General features: G+C 64.6%; 24 protein-coding genes. 10 read left to right on the plus strand and 14 right to left on the minus strand.

What is annotated here, in order from left to right; translation table 11 throughout:
• Positions 1–38: 38 nt before the first annotated feature.
• Positions 39–728 carry a hypothetical protein gene (locus ABVK50_RS19165; protein ID WP_353645069.1) on the minus strand — a complete coding sequence of 230 codons (690 nt, stop codon included), beginning with the start codon at positions 726–728 and terminating at the stop codon, positions 39–41.
• Positions 729–875: 147 nt separating this feature from the next.
• Between ABVK50_RS19165 and ABVK50_RS19170 the strand changes: the two genes are divergently transcribed.
• Both ABVK50_RS19170 and ABVK50_RS19175 read left to right on the plus strand, forming a co-directional pair.
• The gene (locus tag ABVK50_RS19170) at positions 876–2,027 is read left to right on the plus strand and encodes an OmpA family protein (RefSeq protein WP_353645068.1); all 1,152 of its coding nucleotides are present in this window, start codon (positions 876–878) and stop codon (positions 2,025–2,027) included.
• Positions 2,028–2,255: 228 nt separating this feature from the next.
• Positions 2,256–4,367 carry a DUF294 nucleotidyltransferase-like domain-containing protein gene (locus ABVK50_RS19175; protein WP_353645067.1) on the plus strand — a complete coding sequence of 704 codons (2,112 nt, stop codon included), beginning with the start codon at positions 2,256–2,258 and terminating at the stop codon, positions 4,365–4,367.
• Positions 4,368–4,489: 122 nt separating this feature from the next.
• Here the strand turns inward: ABVK50_RS19175 and ABVK50_RS19180 are convergent, their stop codons facing one another.
• The 3 genes from ABVK50_RS19180 to ABVK50_RS19190 all read right to left on the minus strand — a co-directional run bounded on the left by ABVK50_RS19180 (position 4,490) and on the right by ABVK50_RS19190 (position 6,127).
• The gene (locus ABVK50_RS19180; protein WP_353645066.1) at positions 4,490–5,359 is read right to left on the minus strand and encodes an NAD(P)-dependent oxidoreductase; all 870 of its coding nucleotides are present in this window, start codon (positions 5,357–5,359) and stop codon (positions 4,490–4,492) included.
• Between the two features lie 28 nt (positions 5,360–5,387).
• The gene (locus ABVK50_RS19185) at positions 5,388–5,591 is read right to left on the minus strand and encodes a hypothetical protein (protein WP_353645065.1); all 204 of its coding nucleotides are present in this window, start codon (positions 5,589–5,591) and stop codon (positions 5,388–5,390) included.
• Between the two features lie 113 nt (positions 5,592–5,704).
• Complete coding sequence (locus ABVK50_RS19190) at positions 5,705–6,127, minus strand: VOC family protein (protein WP_353645064.1); 423 nt, start codon at positions 6,125–6,127, stop codon at positions 5,705–5,707.
• 68 nt (positions 6,128–6,195) lie between these two features.
• Between ABVK50_RS19190 and ABVK50_RS19195 the strand changes: the two genes are divergently transcribed.
• Positions 6,196–6,804, plus strand: a complete 609-nt coding sequence (locus tag ABVK50_RS19195; protein WP_353645063.1) for a helix-turn-helix domain-containing protein — start codon at positions 6,196–6,198, stop codon at positions 6,802–6,804.
• A 9-nt stretch (positions 6,805–6,813) separates the two neighbouring features.
• On the opposite strand, the gene ABVK50_RS19200 is transcribed toward ABVK50_RS19195, so the two are convergent.
• The 6 genes from ABVK50_RS19200 to dnaG form a co-directional block, all read right to left on the minus strand.
• Entirely contained in the window at positions 6,814–7,104 is a 291-nt protein-coding gene (locus tag ABVK50_RS19200) for an HlyU family transcriptional regulator (RefSeq protein ID WP_353645062.1), read from the minus strand.
• A 93-nt stretch (positions 7,105–7,197) separates the two neighbouring features.
• Complete coding sequence (locus ABVK50_RS19205; protein ID WP_353645061.1) at positions 7,198–7,491, minus strand: GYD domain-containing protein; 294 nt, start codon at positions 7,489–7,491, stop codon at positions 7,198–7,200.
• A gap of 130 nt (positions 7,492–7,621) precedes the next feature.
• Positions 7,622–8,044: a secondary thiamine-phosphate synthase enzyme YjbQ gene (locus ABVK50_RS19210; protein WP_353645060.1), complete on the minus strand. Its 423-nt coding sequence runs from the start codon at positions 8,042–8,044 to the stop codon at positions 7,622–7,624.
• A gap of 14 nt (positions 8,045–8,058) precedes the next feature.
• The gene (locus ABVK50_RS19215; RefSeq protein ID WP_353645059.1) at positions 8,059–8,658 is read right to left on the minus strand and encodes a Uma2 family endonuclease; all 600 of its coding nucleotides are present in this window, start codon (positions 8,656–8,658) and stop codon (positions 8,059–8,061) included.
• A gap of 171 nt (positions 8,659–8,829) precedes the next feature.
• Positions 8,830–10,860, minus strand: a complete 2,031-nt coding sequence (gene rpoD / locus ABVK50_RS19220) for an RNA polymerase sigma factor RpoD (protein WP_353645058.1) — start codon at positions 10,858–10,860, stop codon at positions 8,830–8,832.
• 301 nt (positions 10,861–11,161) lie between these two features.
• Positions 11,162–13,102, minus strand: coding sequence for a DNA primase (gene dnaG / locus ABVK50_RS19225; RefSeq protein WP_353645057.1), 1,941 nt, complete (start codon positions 13,100–13,102; stop codon positions 11,162–11,164).
• Positions 13,103–13,300: 198 nt separating this feature from the next.
• On the opposite strand from dnaG, the gene ABVK50_RS19230 reads away from it, so the two are divergent.
• Positions 13,301–14,482: an MFS transporter gene (locus ABVK50_RS19230; RefSeq protein ID WP_353645056.1), complete on the plus strand. Its 1,182-nt coding sequence runs from the start codon at positions 13,301–13,303 to the stop codon at positions 14,480–14,482.
• An 83-nt stretch (positions 14,483–14,565) separates the two neighbouring features.
• Here ABVK50_RS19230 and ABVK50_RS19235 read toward each other — a convergent pair whose 3' ends face one another.
• Positions 14,566–14,925, minus strand: coding sequence for an RcnB family protein (locus ABVK50_RS19235; protein ID WP_353645055.1), 360 nt, complete (start codon positions 14,923–14,925; stop codon positions 14,566–14,568).
• A gap of 348 nt (positions 14,926–15,273) precedes the next feature.
• On the opposite strand from ABVK50_RS19235, the gene ABVK50_RS19240 reads away from it, so the two are divergent.
• Positions 15,274–16,938, plus strand: coding sequence for a Na/Pi cotransporter family protein (locus tag ABVK50_RS19240; protein ID WP_353645054.1), 1,665 nt, complete (start codon positions 15,274–15,276; stop codon positions 16,936–16,938).
• A gap of 13 nt (positions 16,939–16,951) precedes the next feature.
• On the opposite strand, the gene ABVK50_RS19245 is transcribed toward ABVK50_RS19240, so the two are convergent.
• Complete coding sequence (locus tag ABVK50_RS19245) at positions 16,952–17,140, minus strand: hypothetical protein (RefSeq protein WP_353645053.1); 189 nt, start codon at positions 17,138–17,140, stop codon at positions 16,952–16,954.
• A 332-nt stretch (positions 17,141–17,472) separates the two neighbouring features.
• On the opposite strand from ABVK50_RS19245, the gene ABVK50_RS19250 reads away from it, so the two are divergent.
• The 5 genes from ABVK50_RS19250 to ABVK50_RS19270 all read left to right on the plus strand — a co-directional run bounded on the left by ABVK50_RS19250 (position 17,473) and on the right by ABVK50_RS19270 (position 23,016).
• Positions 17,473–19,467, plus strand: a complete 1,995-nt coding sequence (locus ABVK50_RS19250) for a protein-L-isoaspartate(D-aspartate) O-methyltransferase (protein WP_353645052.1) — start codon at positions 17,473–17,475, stop codon at positions 19,465–19,467.
• Positions 19,468–19,471: 4 nt separating this feature from the next.
• Positions 19,472–20,389 (plus strand): hypothetical protein, encoded by a 918-nt coding sequence (locus ABVK50_RS19255; RefSeq protein ID WP_353645051.1) that lies wholly within the window; start codon positions 19,472–19,474, stop codon positions 20,387–20,389.
• Between the two features lie 71 nt (positions 20,390–20,460).
• On the plus strand, positions 20,461–20,913 hold the full coding sequence (locus ABVK50_RS19260) for a hypothetical protein (RefSeq protein WP_353645050.1): 453 nt from the start codon (positions 20,461–20,463) through the stop codon (positions 20,911–20,913).
• A 55-nt stretch (positions 20,914–20,968) separates the two neighbouring features.
• Complete coding sequence (locus ABVK50_RS19265) at positions 20,969–21,544, plus strand: hypothetical protein (RefSeq protein ID WP_353645049.1); 576 nt, start codon at positions 20,969–20,971, stop codon at positions 21,542–21,544.
• The gene (locus ABVK50_RS19270; RefSeq protein ID WP_353645048.1) at positions 21,541–23,016 is read left to right on the plus strand and encodes an FAD-dependent oxidoreductase; all 1,476 of its coding nucleotides are present in this window, start codon (positions 21,541–21,543) and stop codon (positions 23,014–23,016) included. Before ABVK50_RS19265 ends, ABVK50_RS19270 begins: the two co-directional genes overlap by 4 nt.
• Positions 23,017–23,031: 15 nt before the next feature.
• On the opposite strand, the gene ABVK50_RS19275 is transcribed toward ABVK50_RS19270, so the two are convergent.
• Both ABVK50_RS19275 and ABVK50_RS19280 read right to left on the minus strand, forming a co-directional pair.
• Positions 23,032–23,472: a DUF2267 domain-containing protein gene (locus tag ABVK50_RS19275; RefSeq protein WP_353645047.1), complete on the minus strand. Its 441-nt coding sequence runs from the start codon at positions 23,470–23,472 to the stop codon at positions 23,032–23,034.
• A gap of 76 nt (positions 23,473–23,548) precedes the next feature.
• Positions 23,549–24,127, minus strand: coding sequence for an HPF/RaiA family ribosome-associated protein (locus tag ABVK50_RS19280; protein ID WP_353645046.1), 579 nt, complete (start codon positions 24,125–24,127; stop codon positions 23,549–23,551).
• Between the last annotated feature and the right edge of the window lie 73 nt (positions 24,128–24,200).

Below are 24,200 nucleotides of genomic sequence, written 5' to 3' on the forward strand. Positions count from 1 at the left end.
GCCTGCTCATGGCATCCGCGCCGTTGGGCGCCGTGCCGTTAAACGACGGCGCGCAAACCGTTTTCCAGCCTCGGGCGCAAAATGCGCTGTCCGCGAACAATATGATCCTTGCCCAGGCAGAGGAAACCGAAGAACAGCGCCTGCTGCGCCAGCGGCGCGAGCAGGAAGGGGAAGCCCAGGAGGCTCCGGCCGAAGAACCGCAGCCCGCACCTGAACCCGACCCAGAAGCAGCTCCCGAACCAGAGCCCGAGCCGGAGCCGGAGCCAGAAGCAGCTCCCGAACCAGCGCCAGAGCCTGCACCTGAGCCCGCGCCAGAGCCTGAACCCGAGCCGGAGCCTGAACCCGAACCCGAGCCCGCTCCGGAACCGGCTCCCGAGCCGGAACCTGCGCCGGAGCCCGAGCCGGAGCCAGAACCTGAGCCAGCGCCGGAGCCTGCACCTGAGCCCAAGCCGCAAGCCGAACCTGCACCGGAACCGGAACCCGCACCTGAAGCCGAGCCGACTCCCGCGCCGGAGCCCGAACCTGAGGCAGCTCCCGCAGAACCTGCTGAACCGGTTGAACCGGCTGAACCGGCTGAACCGGCTGAGCCCGCTGAACCGCCTGCTGAGGGCGAGCAACCTGCGGAACCGGCCGAACCTGCGGAACCAGCTCAACCGGCCGAGCCCACTGAACCGCCTGCTGAGGGCGAGCAACCTGCGGAACCGGCCGAACCTGCGGAACCAGCTCAACCGGCCGAGCCCACTGAACCGCCTGCTGAGGGCGAGCAACCTGCTGAACCGGCCGAGCCTGCAGAACCCGCCCAGCCTGCCGAACCGGCTGAACCTACCGAACCGCCTGCCGAAGGCGAACAGCCGGCGGAAGGCACCGAGGCCCCAGTGCTCGACAGCCAGAAGGAAGCGCCTCCGGCGGAAGGTGCGCCTGTCGAGCCGGCTCCGGAAGGCGAACAGCCAGCCCAACCGGCGCCTGAAGGCGAAGCGCCTGCCGAGCCTGCGCCCGAGGGCGAGCAGCCGGCGGAGGTTCAACAGCCCGCTGAAGCCGGTCCTCCGCCCGAAAACGACGCCGAGGCCCAGGCCGAATCGGCACGGCCCGAGCGGATCGAATCGATCACGGTCGAGGAGGGCCAGCGCATCGAGCGTCCGCGCGATTTCCGCGAGGAGCGGCGCGAGGACGTGGAGGTGGTTCGTGAACTGGGTGACCGCTTCATCATCGAGGTCAACAACAACATCTATGTCGAGAGCCCGGATCGCGAACGCCTCGTGGTCGACGCGCGCGAGGTCTATTACGAAGAACTCCCGCGCGGCCGCACCCGCGAAGTGATCGTACGGCCGGACGGCACGCGGGTGGTCACCATCCGCAACCGCTATGGCGACATCCTCCGCCGCTCGAAATTCACGCCCGACGACCGGGAGATTGTTCTGGTCTATGTAGACGAGCGCGATTACGACCGCGTGCTCGAATGGCGCGATCCGGGCGCGGACCTGCCGCCGCTCCGCCTCACCATCCCGGAGGAGGAGTATATTCTCGACGCCGAGGCCGTTGAGGATCCGGATGCGTACTACACCTTCCTCGAACAGCCTCCGGTCGAAAGGGTCGAACGCACCTATTCGATCGCCGAGGTGAAGCGCTCGGCCCGCATTCGCGACAAGGTGCGGCGCGTCGATCTCGACACGATCAACTTCGAGTTCGGCTCGGCGGAAATCGCCGAGAGCGAGATCGCCGATCTCGAAGGCGTGGCGCAGGCCATGGAGCGGCTGCTCGAGCAGAACCCGGCCGAAACCTTCCTGATCGAGGGCCACACCGACGCCGTCGGCACCGACGTCGCCAATCTCGCGCTTTCGGATCGCCGCGCCGAGGCAGTCGCGACTGCCCTCACGGGTTCGTTCGGCATTCCGCCGGAGAACCTGGCGCCTCAGGGTTACGGTGAACAGTACCTGAAGGTGAACACCCAAGGTCCCGAGCGCGAAAACCGCCGCGTCGCCATCCGCCGCATCACGCCGCTGGTGGCGCCGGTGGCGAGCGCGCAGTAAGGGAGATCACAATTTCGCGATTTGGCGGCTCGGGCCATTGAATCGCGGGATTTCTCCCTCAGATGCAAGACTTCCCTGCCCCGTCCCGTCTCCAGCGGGACAATGGCAAAAGAACCCGGCCGGTCCCACCGGCCGGGTTTTTCATTCTCGCCTGCCCCGCTGCACGCGGCAGATGCCACGTTGCGGCGCGCACCTCGCGGCTCTATCAGTGAGCCGGGAGGGTGAGGAATGAAACCAGCGACCGGGGCAACGCCGCTCATCGCGCTCGAGGCTGTGGCGCTCGATACCGAGACCACAGGACTCGATACTGCCAAGGCGCGTATTGTCCAGATCGGCGCTATCGCCGTCTCGCGCGGCCACATCCTCGACGGCCGGCAGATCGAAATGCTCGTCGATCCGGAGATCGCCATTCCCTCGGCTTCGACCCGCATCCATGGCATCACCAACGCAATGGTGCGCAACGCCCCCGCCTTCGCCGCCGCATGGGCCTCCCTGCAGGCTTTCATCGAAAGCCGCATCGTCATTGGCTATGCCATAGGTTTCGACCTTTCCATGCTGGAGCGTGAGGCGGCGCGCGCCGGGCTCCCATGGAAAAGGCCTCGCTCGCTCTGTGTCAGGCTGCTGGCGCGGCTGGTCGAGCCCGGCCAGGCAGACCAGTCGCTCAACGCCATCGCCGACCGGCTCGGCATCGTCATCACCGATCGGCATTCCGCGCTGGGCGACGCCAGGATAGCGGCCGGGATTTTCGTGGCGCTGCTGCCAAAACTCCAGGAACGCGGCATCCGGACGCTCGCAGAGGCCGAACGCGCCTGCATGGAGCAGAGAGCCGAACTCGAAACCGGCCAACGCGCCGGCTGGGCTGATCCGGTGTCCAGGCCGGCGCCGCCTTCGTTCCGCTCCGTCGACCCGTTCGCCTATCGACATCGCGTCGGCGAACTTATGAGCTCCCCGCCGGTCGTCGTGGCGCCGTCCGTCAGCGTGAACGACGCCATCGCGCTGATGATCGCGCGCAGGATCAGCTCCCTGTTCGTGGCTGATCCGGCCGAACCCGGATTGCCTCTGGATGCTTACGGCATCGTCACCGAGCGCGACGTGATGCGCCTACTTGCCTCCGAAGGCGCGGAAGCGCTCGCAAAACCTGTAGACGGCATCGTCACACGCCCGCTGGTTTCGATCCGGGAGCAGGCCTTCGCCTACCGTGCCGTCGGCCGCATGGACCGCCTGAAGATTCGCCATCTTGCTGTGCGCCACGAGGACGGCAGGCTGGCGGGCGTCTTTTCGGCGCGCGACCTCCTGAAGCTGCGGGCAAGTGCTGCGATCAATCTCGACGACACGATCGAGCATGCCGCCTCCCCCGCCGAGATGGCTGCGGCCTGGGCCATGCTGCCCGGTGTCGCCGATGCATTGATCGCAGAACGGATCGACGCGCGCACGGTCGCGGAAATCGTAAGCGAGGAGCTCTGCGCCATGACACGTCGCGCGACGATCCTTGCCGAGGCGGCGATGGCCGGCGAAGGGCATGGCCCGCCGCCCTGCGCCTATGCGGTGCTGGTGCTCGGCTCTGGCGGGCGCGGCGAAAGCCTGCTCGCAGCCGACCAGGACAACGCCATCGTCTTTGCCGAAGGCGATCCGGACGGGCCGGCGAACCGCTGGTTCGCGCGGCTCGGCGAAAAAATCGCCGACCTGCTCGACCAGTCGGGCGTGCCCTATTGCAAGGGTGGGGTCATGGCGAAGAACGCCTTGTGGCGCGGCTCGCTCGCCCATTGGAAAGAGCGTGTAGCTGACTGGATCGGCCGCTCGCGGCCGCAGGATCTGCTCAACGTCGACATCTTCTTCGATCTGAGGCCGGTCTATGGTGATCTGGCGCTTGGCGAGACGCTTTTCGCCCATGCCTACGAGCTCGGCCATGCCCGACCCGAATTCGCCAAGCTGCTTGGCGAGCAGGTCGCGCCCGGAAATCCGTTCACGCTGTTCGGCGGCTTGCAGCTCGAAAACGGCCGCATCGATCTGAAGCTGCACGGCCTGTTCCCGGCGGTGGCCATGGCCCGCACGCTGGCGATTCGCCACGGCATCCGCGCACGCAGTACGCGCGAACGCCTTGAAGGCTTGATCGCGCTCGATATTGGCGGCGACGAAGACATGCAGGCGATGTTGTCGGCGCACAGCGTCCTTCTGGCGCTGCTTCTCGCGCAGCAGAGCCGCGACCTTTACGCCGGGCTGCCGGTATCAAACCGCGTGGAGTTGGCGAAACTCGACAGGGCGCAACGGGCCGAACTGAAAGCGGCTTTGAAGGCGCTGCAGCCTGCTCCCGACCTCGTCCGCGACCTGATGTTCGGGTGACGATCCTCCAGGGCATTTGACTCGGACGGAATTGCCCCTCATCCGCCTGTCGGCACCTTCTCCCCGTGAAGAACGGGGAGAAGGTAAGGGTGAGGGGCAGTCTTAAGCTAAACCAGTATTGCTTAGCCGAACGTCCGCGCCACCTTCGTATCCGTCTTCTCGAACACTTCGTCGGGCACGAAGAAATCCCCCGCCAGCTGGCCCTTGGCTCCCGGCGCGTATTTGGAAAGGTCCGTAATGCCCTGTTCCTTCAGCACAAACTCGTCGATGAAGAAATTGCCGGTGGTCTCGCGCGATGGCCGGGTCAGGATCGCGTACGCGGCGTCGGCCATGATTTCGGGCGAGCGGCTCATCGAGGCGACCGCCTCGCCGCCGAGCAGGTTGCGCACCGCCGCCGTGTCGATCGCGGTCAGCGGCCACAGTGAATTGACGGCGATACCGTCCTTCCGGAACTCCTCGGCCATGCCGAGCGTGCACATCGACATGCCGAATTTGGCCATGGTGTAGGCGACGTGGTTCTTGAACCATTTCGCGCTCATGTCGAGCGGAGGCGCCAGATTCAGAATATGAGGATTTTGTGCTAACTTAAGGTAAGGAATGCACATTTTCGACACGAGAAACGTGCCGCGCGTGTTGATCTGGTGCATCAGATCGTAGCGCTTCATGTCCGTCTGAAGCGTGCCGGTGAGTTGGATGGCGCTGGCATTGTTGATGCAGATGTCGATGCCTCCGAATTTTTCGACGGTCTTCTCGACAGCCTGCGCAACCTGCTCTTCCTCGCGAATGTCGCAGAGCACCGGCAGCGCCTTGCCGCCGGCCGCCTCGATCTCTTCGGCCGCCGTGTAGATCGTGCCGGGCAGCTTCGGATGCGGCTCCGCGGTTTTGGCGGCGATAGTCACATTGGCGCCGTCGCGCGCCGCTCGAAGCGCGATCGCCAGCCCGATACCGCGCGAACCGCCCGAGATGAAAAGAGTCTTGTCCTTCAGCGACATGGTGGTCCCCTCTCGTTTATGCCGGCTTTCAGTAAGTCGTGACGACCGTGTCTGTCGAGCCTGCCTTGACGCCCGATATTCCCACTCCCACCGAACCGGTCTTCACCCTGGTCGTCGCAGTTCCATCGGCAATGGTCGTGCCGAAGACGCCGCCGCCCATCGCGCAGCCGGACAACGCCGCAGCGACCAGGGCTATTCCAAGACAAGCCAGAACGTTTCGGACAAAGCACATGGACATCACCTCTCTAGCATTCTTCTCCGGAATGCCAGCAGGGATCACAAATTCGTCCTTTTCGCGGAGTCGTTAAGCGTGAACTGCCGGATTTTCCTGCCCGCCGCATGGCTTCAGCCTGCCGTTCCCTCCAGATACTGCGCCGCAAACTCCGCGCTCGGCGGGATCGGCTTGATGATGTCGATCAGCACGCCGTTGGGGTCGGCGGTGATGAAATGGCGCTGGCCGAAAGCCTCGTCGCGCAGCGTTTGCAGGATCGGCAAGCCGGCCGCTTTGGCCCGTTCATACTCCGCATCCGGGTCCTTCACTTCGAAATTCAGGATCAGGCCCGACACGCGTCCCCTGCCCGCCTCGGGTATGGTCTCGTGGCTTCCGTCCATGATTGCGAGATTAACGCGTTTGTCTTCCGACGACTGGAGATGGACATACCAGCCGCTGTCGAAAACGCGCTCGAAGCGGAAATGCCTGACGTAAAAATCGGCGGTGACGGCGACATCCTCGGTCATCAGCACGGGATAGTAGCTGGTGGTCTTCATGGCTTCCAATCTCCTTGAAACAAACATACAGTCTGCATGTGACTTTAAGTAACATACAGGCTGCATGTATGCAACAGGATTCAGCACGCCGCTCCAACCGCGAGCGCACCGAGGCCACCCGGGGCTATCTGCTTATGGCGGCAAAGAAACTTTTCGTCGAAAAGGGGTATGGCGACACCGCCACCCCGGAAATCGTGGCAGCGGCGGGTGTGACCCGCGGCGCGCTCTATCATCATTTCACCGACAAGCGCGCTCTGTTCCAGGCGGTGGTGGAACAGGAAGCGGCCGCCGTCGCCGCCGAGATAGAGACGGCAACACCCGACACACGAGATCCCCGCGAAGCTTTGCTCACCGGCGGCCTGGCTTTTTTCAACGCAATGGCCGTTCCGGGCCGCACCCGCCTGCTGCTGCTCGACGGCCCGGCCATACTTGGTCGCGAGACGATGGACGGGATCGACAGCCGCCACGGCGCCCGCACCCTGCGCGAAGGCATCGCCCTTGCGATGCGCTCGGGCGCGATGAAGAAGCTGTCGGTCGAAGCGGTGACCGCCCTGCTTTCTGCGGCCTTCGACCGCGCCGCACTCGCCATAGAAGCGGGTGCGTCGGCCCGGGACTATCTGAAGTCGCTCGAGGCGCTGATCGACGGATTGATGACGGAGCGACAGGGACGCGACTGAAAGCCCGCCTTAGCTAAAAACCTTGTCGCCCTGCTCATCGACCAGTTGCTGGCCCTTCTTCAGCGACACCTCGACCGCGTCGTCGAGCGAGGCAAACCGGTCGGCGCGGATGAATTTGTGCTCCTTCAACACGCCGCCGATATCTTTCGAGACGATGCCGCAGGTCTGGTACTGCCCATCGGCCTTGTAGGGCGTGGCGCTGACCAGGAATCCCTTGTGCTCGATCTGGCGGGCGACGGCCGGAGCCGAAGCGTCGGCCGTTTTGTCGCCACCGCCGAAAAGCCGCTTCAGGAAGGACATTCTTCGCCTGCTCCGTTTTGCCGCCGAGCCTAGCCCGTTCGGCCGGGAAGGTCGAGACCTGCCGCCGATCGGGACGGGGAAAGAACGCGCGGTTCAGCCAAGCGAATTGATGATCTCGCGGTAGGCGGCTTCCGGGAACGCCTTCAAGGTGCGGGTGCGCACATTGCCGCCCATGCCGAGCTGCAGCGCGAACCGCGCCGCCACCGCATCGTCCGGCGCCTCGCACACGGCCACCATGTCGTACTCGCCCATAGTGAGGTAGAACTCCTTGAATGAGCCGCCCATGTCGGCCAGGGACTTTCTCGCGGCGTCGAGACGTTTCGGCGATTCGCGCACGTTTTTGACGCCCTGTTCCGTCCAGTTCACCAGCATGATGTAAGTGGTCACGAGACACCTCCCTCCGGCGACACGAACGTGGATTGACGGGGGGCGCGGCGCCGGGATTGTCGCCCCACTCCACCTGCCCAGATAATATGGACCATACCGGGAAGCCGGCAAGCGACGCTGTCTTGCGCGGCTAGCCGCCGAGATGCAGCACGATCTCGCGCCGGTGGGGGCGTTCGCGATGCTCGAAGAGATAGATGCCCTGCCACGTGCCGAGCGCAAGGCGACCGTTCATCACCGGAATAGACAGCGAAACGGCAGTCAGCGCCGCCTTGATATGCGCCGGCATGTCGTCCGGCCCCTCCGTCGTGTGAACCACCCAGCGCATGGACGGATCATCCGAAGGCGGCGCCAGCCGCCGGAAGAAAGTGTCGAGATCGCGCCGCACGTCCGGGTCGGCATTCTCCTGGATCAGCAGCGAACAGGAGGTATGGCGCACGAATGCGGTGAGCAGGCCCGTTTCGACGCCGGCCTCATTAACGAAGGTCTTGGCCCTGTCCGTGAACTCGTACATGCCAGGACCGGTGGTGGGAATGATGAGCGCAGTCTGGGGCAAGCGCTTGTCGCCACCTACGATGGGCGTAGGCCAAGGCGGCCAAGACAATAACCCACCGCCTCAGCGCGCATGGCAGCAATTTCTTCCGCCGGGCCGATCTCGAGCACGGTGCGGTAACCCTCCGCACCCAGTTGGCGATAGACATAGGTGACGAGGCTGTTGGCATCGATCACCCAGACTTCCGGAATGCCGAATGCCGCATAAACGCTGATCTTGCGGCCGCGATCGTAGGCGAGGCTGGTATCGGCGACCTCGACCGCGAGCAGCACGTCGGGTCCGCGCATGTCGCCGGGAAACACGGAACGGGGAAAGATGCAAAAGTCCGGCTCCAGGAAGCTCTTGTCGTCCAGCCTCAGCGTGGTCTCGGGGGCTACATGCAGGTCGTCGGGAGCGATGCGCTGGAAATGCCGGTTCAATTCCAGCTTCACCATCTCATGGCGTCCGCCCTTGGGCAGCATCGGCACCACCTCCCCGCCGATCAGTTCGAAGCGTTCATCCTCGTCGATGATGCCAGCCGCCATCATCGCCTCGATTTCCGCGACCGTCCACGGCCGGCGCGGCAAGCCTTCCGCGGCCTGTGTGGTGGAGAACGAAGGAGCGACATTCTCGTTCATGGCATCACACCATAGCACAAAGCCGCCGAAACCAAGATGGCCTCCCCACATACGCATCGATCCGCCGTGCGGAGGAAATCGACGAGTTCCGCCTGGCCAACGCCTTACGCTGAAAATTTCCTATTACTTCCCGTCCAAAGAAAAAGGCCCGGTCGATCCGGGCCTTCAAACTCAGCTATCCAAAAAGCTCCTCAGCTTCCTGCTCCTTGACGGATGCTTGAGCTTCCTCAGCGCCTTGGCCTCGATCTGGCGGATGCGCTCGCGCGTCACCGAGAACTGCTGGCCGACCTCCTCCAGCGTGTGGTCGGTGTTCATGCCGATGCCGAAGCGCATTCTGAGCACGCGCTCCTCGCGCGGCGTCAGCGAAGCCAGCACACGCGTCGTCGTCTCGCGCAGATTGGCCTGGATCGCCGCGTCGATCGGCAGGATCGCCATCTTGTCCTCGATGAAATCGCCGAGATGCGAATCCTCCTCGTCGCCGACAGGCGTTTCGAGTGAGATCGGCTCCTTGGCGATCTTCAGCACCTTGCGAACCTTTTCGAGCGGCATTGCGAGCTTTTCGGCCAGCTCTTCCGGCGTCGGCTCGCGGCCGATCTCGTGCAGCATCTGGCGCGAGGTCCGCACGATCTTGTTGATCGTCTCGATCATGTGCACCGGAATGCGGATGGTGCGCGCCTGGTCGGCGATCGAGCGGGTGATCGCCTGCCTGATCCACCAGGTGGCGTAGGTCGAGAACTTGTAGCCGCGGCGGTACTCGAACTTGTCGACCGCCTTCATCAGGCCGATATTGCCTTCCTGGATCAGGTCGAGGAACTGCAGGCCGCGATTGGTGTACTTCTTCGCGATCGAAATCACGAGACGCAGATTGGCCTCGACCATCTCCTTCTTGGCAATCGCCGCTTCACGCTCGCCCTTCTGCACCTGGTTGACGATCTTGCGGAATTCCGCGATCGAGATCGCCGTCTCGGTGGCGAGGTTCTGGATTTCCGAGCGCAGGTCGCGGATCGCGTCCTTCTCGTTCTTGGTGAATTCCTTCCAGCCGCGCGCGGCGAGGTTGGAGATCGACTTGATCCAGTTGGGGTCGAGCTCCGAGCCCTGGTATTCCTGCAGGAAGCTCTCGCGGCGTACGCCATAGCTTTCGGCGAGGCGCAGAAGCTTGCCCTCGTTCTGCACCAGGCGCTTGTTGATGTCGTAGAGCTGCTCGACCAGCGATTCGATGCGCGCATTGTTGAGCGACAGCGACTTCACCGCCTTGATGAGCTGGTCCTTCAGTTCCTTCAGGCGGCGGTCCTGGCTGGGCGACAGCGTGCCGGCTGCCGCCAGCCGGTTCTCGACCTGCTGGTCCTGCAGCTTGCGCAGCTTCTTGTAGGTGTCGGCGATGACGTCGAGCGTTTCCATGACCTGCGGCCGCAGTTCCGCCTCCATGGCGGCCAGCGACAGCGAGGCCTCGTCCTCGTCTTCCTCTTCCTCCTCGGCCAGCCCGCGCATGTCGCCGCCGACATTGGTGATGTCGTCATCCTCGCGCACGGACGGCCGGCGCTGGCTGTGCTCCGGCGTCTTCGGACGCTCGAGCTCTTCCTGGCGCTCGGGCGTCGGTGCCTGCTTGGCCTCGGGCCCGGCATAGGTCGCCTCGAGGTCGATGATCTCGCGCAGCAGGATCTTCGCCTCATTGAGCTCGTCGCGCCAGATGATGATGGCCTGGAAGGTCAGCGGGCTTTCGCACAGGCCGGCGATCATCGTCTCGCGGCCGGCCTCGATGCGCTTGGCGATGGCGATTTCGCCCTCGCGCGACAGAAGCTCGACCGAGCCCATCTCGCGCAGATACATGCGAACCGGATCGTCGGTGCGGTCGGTCGGCTCTTTCTTGGTCGTGGTGGCGGCAACGGCGGTGCCGGTCTGCTCGGCGAGCTCGTTGGCGTCTTCCTCGGCGTCGGAGCCGTCGGCTTCTCCGTCCTCGCCCGCCTCATCGTCCTCGACGACATTGATGCCCATGTCGGAGAGCATCGCCATCGTGTCTTCGATCTTGTCGGGGTCGGTCTGCTCCGACGGCAGCACCGAGTTCAATTCGTCCATGGTGACGAAGCCGCGCTTCTTCGCGGCCTTGATCATCTTCTTGACAGCGTCATCGGAAAGGTCGAGCAAAGGGCCATCGGTGGCCGTTTCGCGTTCGGTTTCGACCTCTTCCTTCTCTGGTTTCGCCATGCTTCTTATTATCTCCAAGCGGCCGGATCGTGCGGGGCGCTGAAACTCTTGAACCGGCAAACCGACCGCAACTGTTCGACCGCTAATGAAAAGCCGCCGCCCTTGCGTCTGATCCCCGATTACTGGTGATATCTGTGGCGGGATTTTTTCCCGTCCAGCCTATCAGCTCCGTTCCGTCGATTTTGGGTGCGGATTGTATCCGCAGGTTAACTTTTCGAATCGTCCTGATTCCGCCATTCCGGCGGAAGGTCAAGCGGCTGTCGCATGATTCGCGTTAAAAAAGCGAATCAATTGCCATATTTTAGGCCCGGTCCACACGCCCCGACGAAATGCCGAAACCTTCGATCAGCGCTTCGGTCGCCTGAACGTCGTGGAACTGGGCCTGGATTTCGACAAGGTGGCGATAGTTTTCGTCTGTCGGATCTGTCGCCAGCGCCGTCTCCGCCACTTTCAGTTCCTTATGTAAGGTGCTCGCGCTGCGGTGCAAGTGCAGCGCCTGCGCGAAGGCGTCGCGGGCATCTTCGATGGCCGCATCCTCCATGACGGGCCACAGCCGCGCCCGCCGAACCAGCGCCATCGCCCGCTGCCAGGCGTCCGCCAGCCCCGCCTCGCCTATTCTCGCAATGACTGCGGAGCGATCGTCGGCCACGCCATGCGCCACCGCATCGATCAGCGCGCTGTGAAGCAGGCGCAGGTCCGGATGCGAAAGATCAAGCGTTTCGACATGGTCGAAATTCTCGTCGATCAGCGCCGGATGATTGACCAGCGCGGCGACGATCGCGGTTTCGCGCAGCGGCATGATGCCGCCGGCGCGCTTGACCATGGCCGATCGCGCCAGGCTGTCGGACACGGCCAGCCGTCCTGCCGTTGGGCCGGGGCCGCCCTTCGCCCACTGGCCGCCCTGGCCCTTGCCGAAATTCCTGTCCCGCTCGCCATGCCTCGGCTGCTGCCGGCTTCGCTGCGCGCCGAAAAAGGCCAGCACACGTTCGCGCATGTCCTGCGCGTAGTGATAGCGGACGCTCTCGTCCTTGATGCGCGAAGTGAGTTCGCGCAGCGTCTTTTCGAGTTCGGCGCGCCGCTCGGGCGTGTCGAATACGCCGCCCGAGGTCTCGCGTACCCACAAAAGATCCGACAGCGGCCGCGCCTCCGAAAGCACGGCTCTGAAGGCCTCCGGCCCATCGGCCTTGACCAGGTCGTCAGGGTCTTTGCCCTCCGGCAGTAGCGCGAAGCGGGCCGTGCGGCCTGCCTGAACCGCCGGCAGCACCATGTCGGCCGCCCGCCACGCCGCCCGCAAGCCGGCTTGGTCGCCGTCGAAGCACAGCACCGGCTCGCCGGTCATCCGCCACAGCAGCTCCAGCTGGTTTTCGGTAAGCGCGGTGCCAAGCGGGGCGACGGCGTTGTCGAAGCCGGCCTGCGCGAGCGCGATCACGTCCATATAGCCTTCGACGGCTATCACCGTGCCGTCCTTGCCCATGCCCTTGCGGGCGCGGGCGAAATTGTAGAGCACATTGCCCTTGTGGAAGAGCTCGGTGTCAGGCGAGTTCAGGTACTTGGCCGAGATCTCCGGCGACAGCGCCCGCCCGCCGAAGGCGATGACCTTGCCGCGAGAATCCTCGATCGGAAACATGATGCGGTCGCGGAAGCGGTCGTAGGAGACGGGAACATCCTCGAACACAGTCAGCCCGCAGGCCTCCATCTGCGCCTTCTCGACGCCTTTGCCGGCCAGGAATTCCTTGAGCGCGTTGCGGCTGTCGGGTGCGTAGCCGAGGCGGAATGCCTGCTGGGTGGCCGGCGTCAGGCCGCGCTCGCGCAGATACGCGCGGGCTTTGGCGCCGTCCGACGATTGCAGTCGCTCCTGGAAGAAGGCCGTCGCCATCTCCATGACGTCGGTCAGGCTGGCGCGCTGCTTCTCGCGCCGTTCCGCCGCCTCGTCGCGCGCGGGCATCGGCACGCCGGCCAGATCGGCGATCTTTTCGACCGCTTCGGGAAAGCCCATCCCGTCCAACTCGGTAAGGAACTTGAAATGGTCGCCCGAAACCCCGCAGCCAAAGCAATGGTAGCGGCCCTTCTTGTCCTCGCAGTGGAAGCTCGGCGACTTTTCGCCGTGGAACGGACAGCAGGCCCAGTAATCGCCGCGCGCCGCGTTCGTCTTCCTGCGGTCCCACGAGACGCGCTGGCCGATGACCGATGAAATCGGCACACGATCACGTATCTCGTCGAGGAAGGAGGGCGGAAAGCGCATGGGATGTGGTTCTCTCTGCCCATCATATAAGCGCCCTTGGCATCCGGCGCTAATAGGCATTTCCGGCGTACCCGAGATTCACAGGGCGCCCCTCGATGCGGGAAATGAAGAAAAGCTGAAATCGGCCTCACAAAATCTGGCTTGCATGAAACCAGTCACGCATGGTTTGAGGCCTCTACCTCAAGCTGCGTGTCCGCCATGTCCCTGCCCCTGGTTGCCCTTTTCATCGCCGCCTTCGCCTTCGGCACGACCGAGTTCGTCATTGCCGGCGTGCTGCCGCAGGTGGCCGAAGGCCTCGACGTGTCCATTCCGACGGCCGGCTATCTTGTTTCCGGCTACGCACTCGGCATCGCGCTCGGCGGTCCGCTTCTCACCATCGCTACGGCGCGCCTCTCCCGCAGGGCGCTTCTGATCGGCCTCGCCGTCGCCTTCACGCTGGGCCAGCTCGCCTGCGCCCTGGCGCCGGGCTTTGCCGAAATGCTGCTCGTCCGCGTCGCGGTGGCGGTCGCACACGGCGCCTATTTCGGTGTGGCAATGGTGGTCGCCGTCGGCCTCGTGAAGGAGGAACGGCGCGGCATGGCCGTCGCGCTCATCCTGGCTGGCCTGACTGTCTCCAACATCGTCGGCGTGCCGGCCGGTGCGGCTATCGGTAATCTGTTCGGCTGGCGCGCGACCTTCTGGGCAATGTTCGCGCTTGGATTGCTCGCCGTCGCCGCCATGATCGCGCTGCTCCCGCGGGCGAACGGCCGGGCGGCCCCGCCGGCTGGCTTTCTGCGCGAGGTACAGGTGCTCGGCCGCCAGCAGGTCTGGACCTCGCTGATCCTCATGCTGATGCTGATGATCGGCCAGTTCGTGCCCTTCACCTATATCGCGCCCATGCTGCGCGAGGTCACCGGCATCAACGCCGACATGATCCCCTGGGTGCTGCTGCTCAACGGCGTCGGCGCCACGGCGGGGGTCTTCATCGGCGGCAGGCTGGCCGGGTGGAAGCTGATGCCTTCTCTCATCGTGATGTTCGCGCTGCAGGGCTTCGTGCTCGCCGTGATGTACCTCGTCAGCCCCTACCCGCTCCCCATGGTCGCAGTCATTACCCTGTGGGGAGGCATCAACTTCGCCATCGGCACGCCGATCCAGACCCGCATCCTCGGCTGGACGGCCGATGCGCCCAACCTGGCCTCCTCGCTGATCCCGGCTGGCTTCAACATCGGCATCGCGCTCGCCGCCTCGGTCGGCTCCATGCTGCTCGCGGGCGGCATGGGCTATCGCGGCCTTCCTCTCCTCGGCGTGCTGGCCATGATCGTGGCGACCGCCGTGGCCTTCGCGTCCTATATATCGGAGCGGCGCAGCGGGGCCAGGCTGCCACTGCCCGCGCCGGGATAGCCCGTACCTCGCCGCATCTGAAATGCAAAAAGGCGGTGCGCGAGCGCCGCCTTCTGTATCCAGTGCATTCAGAATGCTCAAATTTAGTGGGCGGCAATCATCCCCGCGATGAAGCCGGAGGCGATGCTGATCAACAGGTAATCGTTGCCCACCCTGATCCACTGCTGACCGTAGGCCGGACGCCGCAATCCATAGCGACCGTAGTCGCGAACGACCTGCTTCCGCTGCCAGGCCGGCACGTGCTTTCCGCGCGCCCAGCGCTTCGCCACCACTTTCTTTTTCATGACACGCTTTTCGATGTGGCGGTTGGACTTCCTGTTCCAGTGGGCGGAACCGTCATATCGCTCGATGACTTGCGGCCCGTGCTTCGGCGCCGCCTGAGCCTCGACGGCCGGAAGAGCGAGCATGGAAAGAGCAACGGCGGAGAGGATAAAGCGTTTCATTACGATACTCCTTGGTTATCAATGCCAAAGGAAGTACCGGCATCCGCATGAACCGAAACTGAACGAATGAATTACATTTCCGTAATGATATCTGGTACTTATGAGGAAACGCTAATATACATGCTCTACTCGGGAGCAGTACTTTAAAACGTTTGCTCCGTTTGCGCAGTCTGCAGTGGAGGCGCTGTGGCCACGCCGCGTCGACGTCAGGACAGCCTGGCGCAATGGACGCGGATTACATTAACCGGCTAAGCTTCGCGGGTCGCGGAACAATGCCGCGATTCGCCGATTGGATGAGATGATCTTGCGCCTGAATTTCCGCCACAAATACGCTTCCGGGCGACCGGCATGAGCGGCTCAGTCGTGCTTCTGCATCTGGCCGGCGCGGTGGCGCTGCTGCTGTTTGCCACCCGCATGGTGCGCACCGGCGTCGAGCGCGCCTATGGCGACGTGCTGCGCCATCGCCTGCGCTCCGTTCTGCGCAATCCGGTGCTGGCGATCCTCGCCGGCGCAGCACTCGCCATCTGCCTGCAGAGCGCCACCGCGGTCGCCCTGCTGGTCGGCTCGTTCAGCGGCGCGGGCATCGTGGGCGGCACCTCCGGCCTGCTCGCCGTGCTAGGCGCCGATGTCGGCTCGGCGCTGGTGGTCAAGCTGCTGAGCTTCGACCTGTCGCTTTTGGTGCCGCTCTGCCTCGCCGCCGGCACAGCCATGTTCATGGCCACCGAGCGCCGTGACTGGCGCCAGTTCGGCCGCATCCTGGTCGGCATTGGCCTCCTGATTCTGTCGCTGCGCATGATCGGCGAAGCCTCCGAGCCGCTGCGCGAAAGCCAGATCCTGCCGGTCGTGGTCAATTATCTGTCGGGCGATCCGGTGACGGCCTTCCTGCTCGCAGCCGTCATGACCTGGTTGTTCCATTCCAGCGTCGCCGCGATCCTGCTGGTCGTGGCGCTCGCCTCGCGCGGCCTGGTGCCGGTGGAACTCGGGCTCGTGCTGGTGCTGGGCGCCAATCTCGGCGGCGGCGTCATCGCCGTGATGCTGTCGCGGGCGGCGATCCCGAAGGCCAGGATCGTGCCGCTCGGCAATCTCCTGATGCGCGGTACGGGCGCGCTCGCCGCACTCCTTGTACTGATCTTCGTTGCTCCGCCGCTCGCCTGGCTAGGCGCTTCCGCGCCCGAGCAGATGATCCACGGCCACATCGCCTTCAATCTGATGCTGGCGCTGCTCGGCATTCCGCTTGCCGGCCTTGTCCATCGCCTGGCCGGGCGGATCATTGTGTTCAGCGCGCCGGAAGCCAAGCCGGAATCACTCGCCGCCGCGGAGCTCAGCGCCCTCGACGAGGCCGCGCTCGATACCCCCTCGCAGGCGCTCGCCAACGCCACCCGGGAGGTGGTGCGGGTCTGCGAGACCGTGGAGATCATGCTCCAGCGCATCATCGAGCTCTACGTCCAGGCCGACCAGGACAAGATCGACGCCCTGTCTGCCCTCGACGACCGCGTCGACCGCAAGCATGCCGCGATCAAGCTATATCTGGCCAAGGTCACCAGCCGCACGCTCTCCGAAGCCGACGCGCTGCGCTGTCAGGAACTGATCGGCGCTTGCGTCAAGCTCGAGCAGGTCGGCGACATCATCGTGCGCAACATGCTGGTCCATGTGCAGAAGAAGTTCGACCGCGGGCTGGAATTCACCGACCAGGGATGGCGCGAACTGAGGGCCTTTCACACATCGGTTGTGGCCAACGCCAAGCTGGCCTTCAACGTGCTGGTGTCGCGCGACCCCGAGACCGCGCGGCAGCTGGTGCAGGAGAAGGACCGGCTGCGTGATCTCGAAAAGCGCTCCAGCCAGAGCCATTTCGAACGGCTGCGCGAAGGTACGGCAAAGAGCGTCGAGACCAGTTCGATTCATCTCGACACCATTCGCGATCTGAAGCAGATCAACTCGCTGCTGGCCTCGATGGCCTATCCCGTGCTTGAGGAACAGGGGCTGCTCAGCGGCTCGCGCCTCAAGGCAAGCTAATGCGGGCCAAGGATCAGCGGCCCTTGGCGCTCGAATTCTCGTTGCGCTTATCGGCCGGCGTGATCTTGCCCTTGGAGGCCTTGGAGCCGCCGCGCCATTCCTGCGCCTTCTGCTGCTGGCTGCCGCCCTCCTTGCTCGGATGAACGGCCTTGTCGCTGCCGCTGGCACGCTTGTTCGAAATCGGTTTTTCGCGATCGGGCATCTGCGCCTCCATTGTTCCCGCAAAAACCGCTGGGTCGCAAAAGCGTTCCGACGATAGCGCCGGGCGATTTCGCCCGCTGCCGCCGGAATCTGGCCCATTGCCGGTTATTCTCTCTTTTTGTGAACCTCTCGCCCGTTTCCGCATTCAAATCTGATGGCGATCAGCGGCGGCGATCGATCGCAAACCCGCTCGTGCACAGCCTCCCGTGTCGTCACCCACGAAGGGATTCTGTCATGCCGAACGCCGCCGATGTTCTCTTTGAGACCCAGAATGTCAGCCACGAGCCGCTTAGCTCGATGATGACCGGACGCTCGTAACATTTGGAGGCAGCCATGCTTGACCTGTCGAAGGCGCGCGACCGCATGGTCGACGTCCATATAGCCCGTCGCGGCGTGCGCGACCGCAATGTGCTGGACGCCATGCGCGAGGTGCCGCGCGAAAAGTTCGTCGAACCCGGTTTCGAGGAATTCGCCTATGAGGATGGCGCGCTGCCGATCGGCGAAGGCCAGACCATCTCCCAGCCTTACATCGTCGCGCTGATGATCGAGGCCGCTGAGGTCAAGCCTGGCGACAAGGTGCTCGAAGTGGGCGCCGGCTCCGGCTACGCCGCAGCCGTGATGAGCCGCATTGCGAAACGGGTCCATGCAATCGAGCGGCATGCGGCCCTGGCCGAAGCCGCGAGGCAGCGGTTCGACAGGCTGGGCTACGCCAACATCGAATTGCGGGTCGGCGACGGCAGCAAGGGCTGGCCCGACGCCGCGCCCTTCGACGCCATACTGGTCGCCGCCGCCGGCCCCTCGACGCCGCAAGCGCTGAAGGACCAGCTCGATGTCGGCGGCAGGCTGATCATTCCGGTCGGCGAGGAACCGCGCAACCAGCGCCTGCTGAAGATCACCCGCACCGGCGGCACGACCTTCGAGGAAGAGGATCTTGGCGCGGTGATGTTCGTGCCGCTGGTCGGCGAACAGGGCTGGGCGGAGGACGGCAGCCGCTCCGCCAGCAACCATCTGCCCGGCCATACGGCCGGACGCAGCCTGCCGGAGATGATCGCAGCTGCCGCCGAACGCCTGCCCGGCTTCGACGACCCGGCTTTCGGTCGGCTTTTCGACCGCTTCGCCGACCGCCGCGTCGTACTGCTCGGCGAGGCAAGCCACGGCACCTCCGAGTTCTATCGCGCGCGGGCGGCCATCACCCGCCGGCTGATCGAGGAGCACGGCTTCACCATCGTCGCCGTCGAGGCCGACTGGCCCGACGCCGCCGCCGTGGACGGCTATGTGCGCCACCGGCCGGCCAGGGAACGCGCCGAACTCCCCTTCCAGCGTTTTCCCACCTGGATGTGGCGCAACACCGATGTCGCAACCTTCACCGACTGGATGCGCCAGCACAATGAGGGGGTGGCCGACCCTGAGCGCCAGGCTGGCTTCTACGGCCTGGACATCTACAATATGCGCGGCTCGATTGCCGCGGTGCTGGCCTATCTCGACAAGGTCGATCCGGAAGCCGCTTCTGTCGCCCGGGAGCGCTACGGCTGCCTCACGCCATGGCAGAGGGAGCCGTCCACCTACGGGCGCGCCGTGCTGACCGCCGGATACCGCAAATGCGAGCAGGCGGTCATCGACCAGTGCCGTGACCTTCTGGCGAGCCGGCTCGAATATACGTTGCAGGACGGCGAGAGCTTCCTCGACGCTGCGCAGAATGCGCGTCTGATCGCCTCGGCCGAGCGCTACTACCGCATCATGTATTACGGCGGCGCGGAATCCTGGAATTTGCGCGACACCCACATGTTCGAGACGCTGGAGCACTTGCTGGAAGCGCGCGGGCCGCAGTCCAGGGCTGTTGTCTGGGCGCACAACTCCCATATCGGCGACGCCCGCTACACCGATATGGGCGCGATGCGTGACGAACTGAACATCGGCCAGCTCTGCCGCGAGCGTTTCGGCGACGAAGCGGCGCTGATCGGCTTCGGCACGCACACCGGCACCGTGGCGGCCGCGACCGACTGGGACGGCGACATGGAGATCAAGCGAGTCCGGCCGTCGCACCGCGACAGCTACGAGCGGCTGTGCCACGATGCCGGCGTGGCGCGCTTCCTGCTCGATCTCGGCCGTGACGAAGTGTTGCGCCGCCGCCTTCTGGAGCCGCGGCTGGAGCGGTTTATCGGCGTTATCTACAGGCCCGATTCCGAGCTGATGAGCCACTATGCCGACGCCTCGCTGCCGCAGCAGTTCGACGCCTATGTCTGGTTCGACGAGACCCAGGCGGTGACGCCGCTCGGGCCGGAGCACGCCAGACCCGGCGTTCCCGATACTTATCCGTTCGGGCTGTAGTCCGATGCTGCGCGACGTCGACTACGTCCTCGCCAAGCTCGACTGGATGCAAGCCGAACGGATCTGGCCGAACGGCCTGCGCTATCTCTGGACCGACGCCTTCGGCGTTGTTCTCTACGTCTCGCTCTACCGCGAACTCGGCGTGGAGCGCTGGCTCGCCGAGGCGGAGCGGCTGGTGGCCGATGTCGAACGCGTGCTCGGCCGGCCGCGCGGCCTGCGCATCGGCGAGGCGGCGGACCGCGACGGTCAGTACTTCCACTATCTCGCAATGTGGCTGTTCGCCCTGGCGCGGCTCGGCGACATCAAGCCCGAATACCGGCAGCGCGGCATAGCACTCGCGCGCGAGATCCACCCGGCATTCGTGGTCCCCGGTCGCGGCGTGATCTGGAAAATGGCTGAGGATTTGAGCGCGCCCTACCCCGGTTACGGGCTGGGCGCGATGGATGCCTATGACGGCTATGTCTCCTATCGCATGCTCGACGAGGAAGCGCTCGCGCCGGAGATCGCCGAGATGAAGGCGCTGATGGAGCGGGACTGGCGCGCGCTGGAAATCGAGCAGGATCTCGGCCTCGGCATGATGCTGTGGCTCGCCCACTTCTTTCCCGAAGAAATGTGGGCCAAGGAGCAGACGGAGCGATCGCTGCGCACGCTCGACACGATGTGGGTCGACCCGCCGGGCTATTTCTGCCGCGCGCCCTGGCTGCGCGCCACCAAGATCGCCTTCACCAATTACGGCGTCTCGCTCGGCCTGCAGGCCGCCGGCATCTGGCCGGAGCTTGTCGAGCGGCTAAACGCCTTCTTCGAGGACTGGCGCTCCGGCGACGAATACGACCGCGAGGCGATCACCTGGGTGATGGCCTGCACGTCGCATTTTCCGGGCGTGTTTCTCTCCGCCAATGCGGAAGGCGATGCCGCCGGATAGCCTCTCCTCAGGGAAACAATCCGGCCACGCGGTCGTTTGTCATAGATAAACCCCTTCGTCAGGAGAAAGTCATGACCCATCACCCCAGCACGATTGCCATGCTTGCCGGGATGCTCCTTGCAGCCGCTCCGGCGCTTGCCCAGGACGCCGCCACCGTCAAAGTCGCTGAAAGCGCGGAACACGGCAGATATCTCACCGATGCCGACGGGCGGTCGCTCTACCTGTTCGAATCCGACACCAGGGCCGAAGGCGACGCGAAGGCGCAAATTTCCTGTAGGGACGCGTGCCTGGAGCGCTGGCCGCCTTTCTATTCCGAGGGCGAGCCGCAGGCCGGCGACATGGCCGACGCGGGCAAGCTCGGCACGGTCGAGCACGACGGCAAGATGATGGTCACCTACAATGGCTGGCCGCTCTATTACTTTGTCGACGACCAGGCGCCCGGCGACACGAAAGGCCATGACATCGAGGAATTCGGCGCCGAATGGTATCTGGTTACGCCGGAAGGCGAAAAGGCTGAGGGTTGAGCGCGGAACATTCCGGAGCCGCCGCAGTTGGTCCGGCAGTTCAGGGAGACGTCCCATGCTCGCAAACCAACCGCCGCAATATGTAGAAGACTGGCCCGAGGAATCCCGCGAGGCCGCCCAGCTCGTCATCGAAAAGTACGGCGAGCCCGACGAGATCACCGAGACTCAGCTGACCTGGCACAGACCGGGTCCCTGGAAGCGGATCGTCGCTTCCAGGGCGTTCTACGAGCACAATTTTCCTGCGCCGCACAATGATTCCGTGGAATCGGTCATTGATTACCGGGTGTCGCCGGAAAAATTCGACGAGCTCGCCGAATTCGACGGCAGCGTCATCGTCGAGCGCACTGCTGGCGAAGTGTCCGCCCGATGTCATGACGAGCAGGCGAATTTCCTCGCGCTCAACCTGATGCACGACATCGTGACCGGCGCAAAATCCGTGCAGCAGGCGCGGGACTATTACGCCAAGGAGTTCGCGGATTTTCGGCGCAAGAAGCCTACGCCTTACATGGAAAAGCTCCGGTTCACGCCCGCTGCCGGAAATTCCGCCGACCCGGACATCCGCGTGCTGTCGGACAACGATATCGAACAGGCGACGCGCGAGGGCGAGGCGCGCAGCCGGGCGGCATCATGATCGAGCTCCCGGGCAAGTCCGGAAGCTGCTGGACGGCGACGGCGCGCCCTACCGATTATCCCGCGCTCGAAGGTTCCATTCACGCCGAAACGGTAGTGGTCGGCGCCGGCATTGTCGGCCTCACGACAGCGCTCCGCCTCTGCGAGGAGGGACGCGAGGTCGTGGTGCTGGAAGGGCTTCGCGTCGGCGGCCAGGTGACCGGTCGCTCGACCGCCAAGATCACGACGCAGCACGCACTGATCTATCGCCATCTGATAGATGCGCTCGGCATCGATCTCGCGCAGAGCTATACCGACGCCAATCACGCCGGCGCTGGCCAGGTCCGGGAATGGGCGCTCGCCTTTGACATTGCTTGCGATCTGGAAGGGAAGCCTGCCTATACCTATACACATAGCCCAGCGCGACGCGGCGAGATCGAGGCGGAGGCCGAGGCCGCCCGCCGTTTGGGACTGGAGGCCGATGTTCTCGACCGCGCGCCGCTCCCCTTCGACACCGCCGGCGCGCTCCTCTTTCCTGACCAGGCGCAGTTCAATCCGGCCATGTACCTGACCGGCCTGGCCGAGGCCGTCATCGCTCGTGGCGGCCGCATCTTCGAGCGGAGTCGCGTGCGCCAGATCGGTGAGGCGAGCCGCTGGCGCGCGGTTACCGACGGTGGCACGGTGCATGCCGAACATGTGGTCGTGGCCACCAACATGACCATCAAGAGCCCCGTCGGCATGGCCCACCGCACCCAGCCGCGCAGCCATGTCGCCATGGCCTTTCGCGTGGACGATCCGCTGGCCGTCGACGGCATGTTCATCGGAATCGACGACCCGACGCGGTCGCTGCGGATGGGCCGCGACGCCGAAGGCCCGCTTCTCGTGGCGCTCGGCCCGAAATTCAACACCGGCCAGGATGGCGACGTGGCGCAGCGCTTCGTCGAACTGGACAATTGGGCGAGAGCGAACCTGCCGGTCGGCGATGCCGTCTGGCGCTGGTGCAACGAGGATTACGACACGTCCGATCGCGTCGCCTATGCCGGCACGCCAGACCCTGAAAAGGCCCCCGGTTTCCACATCGCGACAGGCTTCAACGCCTGGGGCATCAGCAACGGCACGGCGGCCGGCATGATGATCGCGGAGATGATCCGCCGTGGGTCCAGTCCCTGGCAGAAACTATACGACCCGGCGCGGCCATATCCCGAAGATTTCCACAAGAGCGGCGACAGCCAGTCGATCGTGAAGAGCCTCGACGATATCGCGCCCGGCAAGGGCGGCGTGATCGTCAGGGGCGAAGAGAAGATCGCCGCCTGGCGCGGCGACGGCGGCGAGCTTCACGCCGTTTCGGCGACCTGCACCCACAAGGGCTGCACGGTGACCTGGAACACCGCCGAGCGCACCTGGGATTGTCCCTGTCACGGCTCGATCTTCGCCGCCGACGGTTCCGTCATCCACGGCCCAGCCCGCAAGCCGCTGCCGCCGGCTGAGTTATGAGGCGAGGCCGCGCTGTCAGTGCACATTCTCGCGTGGTTCGGCGACCCGCCTGATTTCCGCGGGCAGGGCCTCGAATATCTTGGTGGCCTGCCCTTCCCCGACATGCTTGGCCAGCACCCGGCAGACGACGCGCAGCGCATCCCCAGAATCCACCGGCCGGGTGAACTGCATGTCCTCCTTGATCTTGCCGAGGAACTCGTCGAGCGAGCGGATCTTGTCGGGCGTCGCCGACGGCTTGTAGCGGTCGAAATAGGCGCCGCGCACGAGCAGCGGCAATTGCGAGCCCAGATGCGCCGCAAGGTCGGGTTGTACCCTGTCCCGGACGGCCCGGAGGACTGAGCCGAGCATATGCCATGCAAGCTGGCGGTCGGGACCCATCTCTTCCATGATCTCGTCGAGCCAGATATTCGTGGTCTGCAGCGTCTTGTCGAATACGTCCAATCCGGTGGCGCTCATCGCTACCTCCTGTTTTCCTGCGCTTGGCGGTGTGCCTGAAAAACAGGGCCGAACGGCCATGGTTCCCAAAAATCGATTACGATTCGGGCGTTTCCACCGGGCGCACCTTGGCGGCGGTCGGCCCGGTATCGCCCATATCCTCGACGTAGTGGACCTCATCGCCGCGCTTCAGCTTGTCGAAATCGCCATTGAGCAGGCTGTTGCGGTGGAAGTAGAGCAGCCCGCCTTCCTTGGTCATCAGGAAGCCATGGTCCTCTTCCGGATGCATCTCGGCAATTTGGCCGAGGAACTGGTTCGTCCCGTCATGATAATCCGCGGTCGCGCCGCCCTCGCGCTGCCGCTTGAAGTCGACGATCTGCCGCTCGGCGGCGTCGAATGCATCGGAAATGGCGTTGCGCAGGTCCGGGTTCTGGAATTTCTGCAGCAGGCGCTCCGGTTCGTAGGCGACCACCAGATCCTTGTGGCCGGGCACGCTCATCTCGATGCGGACCACCGGCGGCGTCCGGTTCTTGTCGGCGCGCTGGTCGACGCGAACGCGGCAGCCCACCAGCCCGCCATAGAGCTTCTCCAGCTTTTCCACGCGGGCGCGGATCTCGCTTTCGGCGGCGTCGGATTTATCTATTCTGTGGAAGGCGATTTCGAGAGGGATTTGCATCGGTCTGCTCGCTGTTGTCTTGGCCCCCCGCGGCAACCTGCCAACGCCCCTGCCGGGCGATCGTTCCGGGTAA

This window comes from Mesorhizobium sp. WSM2240 (genome assembly GCF_040438645.1).
Taxonomy (GTDB): Bacteria; Pseudomonadota; Alphaproteobacteria; order Rhizobiales; family Rhizobiaceae; genus Allomesorhizobium.

Bases quoted from the DNA above. Each gene is read 5' to 3' on its own strand.
- ABVK50_RS19255 (WP_353645051.1), top strand. From the start codon at position 19,472: ATGCTGCGCGACGTCGACTACGTCCTCGCCAAGCTCGACTGGATGCAA.
- ABVK50_RS19270 (WP_353645048.1), top strand. From the start codon at position 21,541: ATGATCGAGCTCCCGGGCAAGTCCGGAAGCTGCTGGACGGCGACGGCG.
- ABVK50_RS19265 (WP_353645049.1), top strand. From the start codon at position 20,969: ATGCTCGCAAACCAACCGCCGCAATATGTAGAAGACTGGCCCGAGGAA.
- ABVK50_RS19175 (WP_353645067.1), top strand. From the start codon at position 2,256: ATGAAACCAGCGACCGGGGCAACGCCGCTCATCGCGCTCGAGGCTGTG.
- ABVK50_RS19180 (WP_353645066.1), bottom strand. From the start codon at position 5,359: ATGTCGCTGAAGGACAAGACTCTTTTCATCTCGGGCGGTTCGCGCGGT.
- ABVK50_RS19215 (WP_353645059.1), bottom strand. From the start codon at position 8,658: ATGAACGAGAATGTCGCTCCTTCGTTCTCCACCACACAGGCCGCGGAA.
- ABVK50_RS19280 (WP_353645046.1), bottom strand. From the start codon at position 24,127: ATGCAAATCCCTCTCGAAATCGCCTTCCACAGAATAGATAAATCCGAC.
- ABVK50_RS19235 (WP_353645055.1), bottom strand. From the start codon at position 14,925: ATGAAACGCTTTATCCTCTCCGCCGTTGCTCTTTCCATGCTCGCTCTT.
- ABVK50_RS19240 (WP_353645054.1), top strand. From the start codon at position 15,274: ATGAGCGGCTCAGTCGTGCTTCTGCATCTGGCCGGCGCGGTGGCGCTG.
- ABVK50_RS19230 (WP_353645056.1), top strand. From the start codon at position 13,301: ATGTCCCTGCCCCTGGTTGCCCTTTTCATCGCCGCCTTCGCCTTCGGC.
- rpoD (WP_353645058.1), bottom strand. From the start codon at position 10,860: ATGGCGAAACCAGAGAAGGAAGAGGTCGAAACCGAACGCGAAACGGCC.
- ABVK50_RS19260 (WP_353645050.1), top strand. From the start codon at position 20,461: ATGACCCATCACCCCAGCACGATTGCCATGCTTGCCGGGATGCTCCTT.
- ABVK50_RS19200 (WP_353645062.1), bottom strand. From the start codon at position 7,104: ATGTCCTTCCTGAAGCGGCTTTTCGGCGGTGGCGACAAAACGGCCGAC.
- ABVK50_RS19275 (WP_353645047.1), bottom strand. From the start codon at position 23,472: ATGAGCGCCACCGGATTGGACGTATTCGACAAGACGCTGCAGACCACG.
- ABVK50_RS19250 (WP_353645052.1), top strand. From the start codon at position 17,473: ATGCTTGACCTGTCGAAGGCGCGCGACCGCATGGTCGACGTCCATATA.
- ABVK50_RS19190 (WP_353645064.1), bottom strand. From the start codon at position 6,127: ATGAAGACCACCAGCTACTATCCCGTGCTGATGACCGAGGATGTCGCC.
- ABVK50_RS19185 (WP_353645065.1), bottom strand. From the start codon at position 5,591: ATGTGCTTTGTCCGAAACGTTCTGGCTTGTCTTGGAATAGCCCTGGTC.
- dnaG (WP_353645057.1), bottom strand. From the start codon at position 13,102: ATGCGCTTTCCGCCCTCCTTCCTCGACGAGATACGTGATCGTGTGCCG.
- ABVK50_RS19195 (WP_353645063.1), top strand. From the start codon at position 6,196: ATGCAACAGGATTCAGCACGCCGCTCCAACCGCGAGCGCACCGAGGCC.
- ABVK50_RS19245 (WP_353645053.1), bottom strand. From the start codon at position 17,140: ATGCCCGATCGCGAAAAACCGATTTCGAACAAGCGTGCCAGCGGCAGC.